7 protein-coding genes and 1 pseudogene are annotated in these 6,284 nt (G+C 59.3%); 3 read left to right on the top strand and 5 right to left on the bottom strand.

Annotated elements, in window-relative coordinates:
* Positions 1 to 102: 102 nt before the first annotated feature.
* The 5 genes and pseudogenes from EFD55_RS30080 to EFD55_RS30060 form a co-directional block, all read right to left on the bottom strand.
* Positions 103 to 423 (bottom strand): annotated as a pseudogene (locus EFD55_RS30080) (transporter substrate-binding domain-containing protein); the annotation flags it as partial.
* Positions 424 to 540: 117 nt separating this feature from the next.
* On the bottom strand, positions 541 to 1,191 hold the full coding sequence (locus EFD55_RS30075; RefSeq protein ID WP_125850349.1) for an amino acid ABC transporter permease: 651 nt from the start codon (positions 1,189 to 1,191) through the stop codon (positions 541 to 543).
* Positions 1,192 to 1,202: 11 nt separating this feature from the next.
* Positions 1,203 to 1,871 (bottom strand): amino acid ABC transporter permease, encoded by a 669-nt coding sequence (locus EFD55_RS30070; RefSeq protein ID WP_125850346.1) that lies wholly within the window; start codon positions 1,869 to 1,871, stop codon positions 1,203 to 1,205.
* Between the two features lie 76 nt (positions 1,872 to 1,947).
* On the bottom strand, positions 1,948 to 2,778 hold the full coding sequence (locus EFD55_RS30065) for a sugar phosphate isomerase/epimerase family protein (RefSeq protein WP_125850345.1): 831 nt from the start codon (positions 2,776 to 2,778) through the stop codon (positions 1,948 to 1,950).
* 1 nt (position 2,779) lies between these two features.
* The gene (locus EFD55_RS30060) at positions 2,780 to 3,487 is read right to left on the bottom strand and encodes a GntR family transcriptional regulator (protein ID WP_245438633.1); all 708 of its coding nucleotides are present in this window, start codon (positions 3,485 to 3,487) and stop codon (positions 2,780 to 2,782) included.
* Positions 3,488 to 3,802: 315 nt separating this feature from the next.
* Here EFD55_RS30060 and EFD55_RS30055 point away from each other — a divergent pair, with 315 nt between their 5' ends.
* Genes EFD55_RS30055 through hpaI form a run of 3 tightly spaced genes read left to right on the top strand, consistent with a single transcriptional unit; the run spans position 3,803 to position 6,276 of the window.
* A complete protein-coding gene (locus EFD55_RS30055) occupies positions 3,803 to 4,696 on the top strand; it encodes an intradiol ring-cleavage dioxygenase (RefSeq protein ID WP_125850341.1) in 894 nt (297 codons plus the stop codon).
* Positions 4,697 to 4,717: 21 nt separating this feature from the next.
* A complete protein-coding gene (gene hpaH / locus EFD55_RS30050; protein WP_125850339.1) occupies positions 4,718 to 5,500 on the top strand; it encodes a 2-oxo-hept-4-ene-1,7-dioate hydratase in 783 nt (260 codons plus the stop codon).
* Between the two features lie 8 nt (positions 5,501 to 5,508).
* A complete protein-coding gene (gene hpaI, locus EFD55_RS30045; RefSeq protein ID WP_125850337.1) occupies positions 5,509 to 6,276 on the top strand; it encodes a 4-hydroxy-2-oxoheptanedioate aldolase in 768 nt (255 codons plus the stop codon).
* Positions 6,277 to 6,284: the final 8 nt, after the last annotated feature.

Genomic DNA, 6,284 nt, shown 5'->3' with positions numbered 1-6,284 from the left:
GAGTGGCTTTGGACGTATAACCACGAACGGCCCAACATGGGCATTGGCGGCATCACACCCGCTCAGAAACTGAAAATGGCCGCGTGAATTCTACCGCTGAACCCCGCTAAAACGGGGAGGACTACCGATCGACTTGGCTCGTTCCTCCGTCATCGCCATGGTGGCAAATAGGATATCGACCTTGCCGGTGACAAGTGCCGGAATGCGATTGGCGACCGCAAGCGGGACAAATTCGACCTCGACGCCCAGATCCTTGGCGAAAAGCTTGGCGATGTCGGCATCGAAGCCGTCCTGAACGCCGCTCGAATTGACGAAGCCCCAGGGTGCGTTGTCGCCTTGAATGCCGACGACGATCTTGCCCTTGGCCTTGACCTCCTCGACCGTTGCAGCCTGTGCAGACACCGGCGACAGCCACGGGGCCATCACCAGGGCTGCGGCTGCGAACAGAATTCCACGGCGCTTCAGGCCGGTCTTTAAGCTGCTGATCATTACCTTCTCCTCCTTGGTTGATAGAGCTTGTGCGTTCGTTGGAATGCCAACTTACCGGACGGCCTTCGCCATCCGATTTTCGAGCCGGGCTCCGTAGAGAGACAGGGGCCAGCAAATGATGAAGTAGATTGCGCCGACGATGCCGAAGATCAGCAATGGTCGGTAGGTCTGGTTCGAGACGATTTGTCCGGCTCGGGCGAGTTCGATGAAGCCGACGATAGCGGCAAGCGATGTACCCTTGATGAGTTGGACAAGGAAACCGACTGTTGCCGGCAGCGAGACCTTGAGGGCCTGCGGGAGCACCACGTCCTTCATCCGCGAGATGTAATGGAGACCCAGCGCATTGGCGGCTTCTGTTTGGCCCCTCGGGATCGCCTGGATACCGCCGCGCCAGATCTCGCCGAGAAACGCGCTGGCGTGCAGCGTGAAGGCGATTGCGACAGCCATCCAGGCCTCGATGCTAACGCCGAGAAGCGCGATGCCGTAGTAGACGACGAACAGCTGCATCAGTAGCGGCGTACCCTGGAAGACGGAGATATAACCCGCCGCTGTCTTGCGGAGCGCGGATCGTCCAGACGTCCGGGCGAGCGCGATGACGAGACCGAATATGCCGCCGCCAATGAAGCCGATCGCAGATAGAAGCAGCGTCCACTTCAGCCCTTGCAGCAGGAAAAGCATTTCGTTTTGGCCGAAAACACCCATTATCCTGCTCCTCACCGCACCGGATAGCTGAAGAAATGACGGGAGATCAGCGCAAATAGCATCATCATCATCCCGGAGATGCCGAGATACATGAGCGTGATGGTGAAATAGACCTCGAAGCTGCGGAACGTGTCGGATTCGATGATCTGGGCAACGGAGGTCAGCTCATAGGCTGCGATAGACGTGCAGACCGATGTCGTCAGCGTCAGCATGATGAACTGGCTGGTCAGCGAGGGATAGATCGCCCTTAGCGCCGGCTTCAGGACGATCAGGCGAAACACCTGCGCCTTATGCAGGCCGAGCGCGAGCCCGGCCTCGACCTGCCCCTTGTGGATGCTGTCGACACCGCCGCGAATGATCTCGATCGCATAGGCGCCGCCATTGATGGCCAGCGCGACGATCGCCGTGGCAGTGGGGTTGAGGCGAATGCCCATCATTGGCAGCGCAAAAAAGATGAAGAAGATCTGCACCAGGAACGGTGTATTGCGGACCACTTCGACGAAAGCGATGACAGCCGCGCGCAAGGGACGGATATTCGATGTCCGGGCCGCGACCCCGATAACGCCGATCACCAGCGCCAGCGACATGCCGGCCAAAGCCAGACCGATCGTCGCCAGAGCCGCCATCAGTAGATCGGGCATCTTTTCGAAGACAACACTGAAATCCAGCACGTAGTTCATGACAACATCTCTCTCCCGCCGACGGGCTCCTCTGCCTGTCTTCGTGTGTGGTATCCGTTTTGCGCTGTGCTTCTGGTTAGCCGGTCAACGCTCGGGCGGCATCATGAAGGTGACGCAAATGCTCCTCCGGCGCCTGCCCGGAGCGGATCGGCACCTCCACCGAGACCGCAGCGCCTGTCGGCAACACCCTCATCAGGCTCGCAACGGGAAGCTCACCCAGTCCCGGCGCAAAACGCCCCGTTCTGGCCTCGCTGACCATTTGATCCGCCGTTCTCGGTGCGGGTCCGCAGGCGTCGCAGAGCTGAATGCTCCTGATCATGCCGTGAGGCGCAGCAGAAATATCCTTGGCTTGGCCACCATTGCGGAAGAAATGCAGAGCATCTACGAGCGCGCCGGCATTGCCCCGTTTCGATTCCTGCACGATCGACAGGCTATCATCAAAGCTGACGACGGTGCGCCAGCCCATGTTCTCAAGATCAACCCCCATACCGAAGGAGGCCGCGAGGTCGCAAAGTGCCGCGAAATTGGCGACAAGGCGCCCCCGATCCGGGTCGTCGCCGCAAACGCTGAGACGGCGCGCTCCGAGCGCGCTGGCGCCTGCAAGCATTGACGTCAGCGCGCTGGGATCGAAGTCCGGCCCGATGACGACGAATTCGATGTCGTAGAGCGAAATACCTTCGCCATCGAGGCGGGCTTTTACGTCGCGAGCTGCGTCGCTTCCCAAGGGCAGCTCATAATAAGGAGCGCCGGGAAAGGCCGGATGAAGTCGCAGGCCAACCGATGAAAAGCCCGCAGCAGCGGCGAGCGACACGAATTTCGCGGGCTCGACGTCGATCGCGGAAAAATGCGCGACCCCCAGCGGCGATGCGGAAGCATTGGGTGATATGGTTTCCTGCCGGATCTCCATTTCAGGCAATTCCCTTTTCAGCGAGATGCCGTCGCAGATTTGTGCCAGTACGATGGATGTGCTCGCGCAGCCGGTCGCAGGCATATTCCATATCCCGCGCCACTGTTCCTTGGGCGATTTCGCTGTGCTCAACGCTGACATTGCGGTCGCCGGATGTGCGAGTGAGAAATGTGCGCCGATAGCGGTCATTCAGATTCAGCATGGTTTTGCAGAAACTGAGAAGCAACGGTTTGCGGCAGCCCGAAATCAGGGTGAGATGAAATTCCCGGTGAACGGCCTCCCACTGTTCAAGCGTTTCGGGTTTTGCCGCATCCCGTTCCGTGCGGTTCAGGCGGTGCAACGCACGCATGACATTGCCTTCCCATTCAACATCACCGACGCGCATGGATTCCCGCAGCGCATAGGTTTCGAACTCCTCGCGCAGGCTGGTGATCTCCTCGAGGTTCGACAGCGAAACAGGCGACACGCGGTAGCCGCGATTGTCTTCGAATTCGACAAGTCCATCCGAAATGAGACGCGCCAATGCCTCTCGCAAAGGGCTGAGGCTGACGTTAAAGCTCTGTTTTGCCCGATCAAGATTGATCTTGCTGCCAGCCTCGAGCTGGCCGGAAATAATCGCTTCACGCAGACGCGAAACAAGCTGGCTGGCGATGGTGTTTTTGCCGTCATCTAGAAAGGATGACGTTGCCGCCTCCGCGCCGCTTTCCAAAATGAGGCTGCCAGGTCCTGATTGCAATTGACACCCTCCCAGATGGTTCCACGACCTTTTCAGATCGCGGGTTTCATTATCGACGATCCGTATAATAAACGATTATTGCTGTCAACAGTTTGATGAGCGTTGTCGGTCAATCTTCGGACTGCGCCCGAAAACATTTAAATTTTATCGAATAATATCAAAGATATATTGCCGTATTTTGAGCGCTGTGCGCTCATTCCCTTGAAATATCCTACATTTGCATGGAGGTTTGGCTTGACAAATAATCGATGATTTTTCAAAACAGGCACGCCCATAGGGAGGTGTGAGATGGTGATAAGGACGCACGAGGATGTGACGGCGGCTGTTTTGACGGTGATGGCGCAGACTGCAGATGGCCGGCTTCGCGAGATCCTGACGGCGCTGGTTAAGCATCTGCACGCTTTTGTTCGCGAAGTCCGCCTGACGGAGCCGGAGTTTCGCGATGCCACCGCGGTCCTCAACGAAATCGGCCAATTGCAGACGGACAGTCATAACGAGTTCGTCTTGATGTCGGGCTCTCTGGGCGTTTCGACGCTGGTTTGCTTGCTCAACAACGGCGACCAGGGACAAACGGAAACGTCCCAGTCGCTGCTTGGCCCCTTCTGGCGCCTCAACTCGCCGCGCGTGGAAAATGGCGGTTCCATCGTCCGGTCGGATACGCCGGGTTCTCCACTTTTCGTTCACGGGCGGGTGGTGGATGCACACGGTGAACCCATTGCGGGCGCCGAAGTGGATGTCTGGCACGCGTCGCCTGTGGGTCTCTACGAGAACCAGGATCCCGATCAGGCCGAGATGAACTTGCGAGGCAAATTCACGACGGACGCGGAGGGCCGCTTCTGGTTCAGCACGGTGAAGATGATCGGATATCCGATCCCGGTGGACGGTGTCGTCGGGCGGCTTTTGAAGGCGCAGGGGCGTCACCCCTATCGTCCGGCGCATCTGCATGCGCTGATCTTCAAGCAAGGCTACAAGACACTTATTTCGCAGGTTTTCGACCCGAGCGATCCGAATATCGATTCCGACGTGCAGTTCGGGGTGACGTCCGCGCTGACGGGCGATTTCGTACAGCACGACGAACCGCATCCGGACGATCCGAATGTGAGCGTTCCCTGGTTTTCCCTGGAGTACACATACGTGATGGAGCCTGGCGAGGCGGTCCTACCGCGCGCGCCAATCAAATAAACAAACGGGAGAACCATACCCATGTTGACGGATGAAGAACGCCGCGGCGCGGCGCAGGCGTTGCTGGGCGCCGAGGAAAGCCGGGTGCCGATCCCGCAGCTCAGCAAGACCTATCCACACATCGAAATCGAGGATGCGTATCGCATTCAGGATCTTTGGGCGGAGGGCAGGATTGCTAAGGGCGCGCGCGTCGCGGGCCACAAGATCGGCCTGACGTCGCGCGCCATGCAGATGGCATCGAAGATGACCGAGCCGGATTATGGGCGCATCCTTGATGATGCCCTGTTCAACGATGGCGCCCAGATCAGGGCCGACCTCTTCATCAAGCCGCGCCTCGAAGTGGAGCTTGCCTTCATCATGGGTGAGGATCTCAAAGGCCCGACCACCCGCATCTACGACGTTATGCGCGCCACCGAATTCATCGTGCCGGCGCTCGAAATCATCGACTATCGGACCGAGGTTCCGCGCGCGATCACTGATACCATAGCGGATAACGCGGCCTTCGGCGCCATCGTCGTCGGCGGTCGCGTGATACGTCCGATGGATGTCGACATCCGGTGGATCGGGGCGACGCTCTCCAAGAATGGGATCATCGAGGAGTCCGGCGTTTCGGCGGCCGTCATGGGACATCCCGCGGCAGGAATCGCCTGGCTCGTCAACAAGCTCCATGCGGTTGGCGGCAAACTGGAGAAGGGGCAGATCGTGCTGGCGGGCTCCTTTACCCGCCCGGTCGACATTGCTGCTGGCGACGTCATCCACGCCGATTATGGCCCGATCGGTGCTATCGGCGTCGCTTTTGTATAGGTGAAAACATGAATCTTCCGGAAAATCGCTTCAAGCGGGCGCTTCGCGAAAACAAGCAGCAGATAGGTCTCTGGTGCAGCCTGCCGGGCAGCTATGCCGCGGAGATCGTGGCGCCTTCGGGCTTCGACTGGCTGCTGTTCGACACCGAACACTCGCCGGGTGATGTGCTGACGGTCTTGCCGCAATTGCAGGCGGTCGCGGCCTACGACGTCTCGGCGATCGTGCGGCCTGCCAGCAACGACGCGGTATTGATCAAGCGGCACCTCGATATCGGCGCGCAGACGCTGCTCATTCCCTACGTGCAGAACCGGGAGGAAGCGGAAGCTGCGGTTTCTGCCATGCGCTATCCGCCGACCGGCATCCGCGGCGTGTCGGGGCTGACGCGGGCGACACGTTTTGGGCGTATTGCGAGCTATGCCAGGCGGGCAGAAGAAGAACTTTGTCTTTTGGTGCAGCTGGAAACCCGCTCGGCACTCGAGGCATTGGAAGACATTGCACAGGTTGATGGTGTCGATGGCGTCTTCATCGGCCCCGCGGATTTAGCAGCCAGCCTTGGACATCCGGGAGAGCCCGGCCATCCTGAGGTCGTGGCTGCCGTCGAGGACGCAATCAGCCGCCTTGCGGCTCTCAGCAAACCCGCAGGCATCCTGACGCCGGACACAGCCTTTGCTGCCCGCTGCATCGAACTTGGAACGACTTTTACTGCGGTCGGCATCGATGTCGGCCTTCTCGCCCGCGGGACCGAGACGCTCGCGGCCAAGTTCAAGCAACGCTGACCAGCAGG

Origin of the sequence: Rhizobium pisi (assembly GCF_003938655.1) — a bacterium.
In the GTDB taxonomy this organism is placed as follows: domain Bacteria; phylum Pseudomonadota; class Alphaproteobacteria; order Rhizobiales; family Rhizobiaceae; genus Rhizobium; species Rhizobium pisi.
Note: the sequence above shows the minus strand (reverse complement) of the source record. Positions and strands in the feature narration are given on the sequence as shown.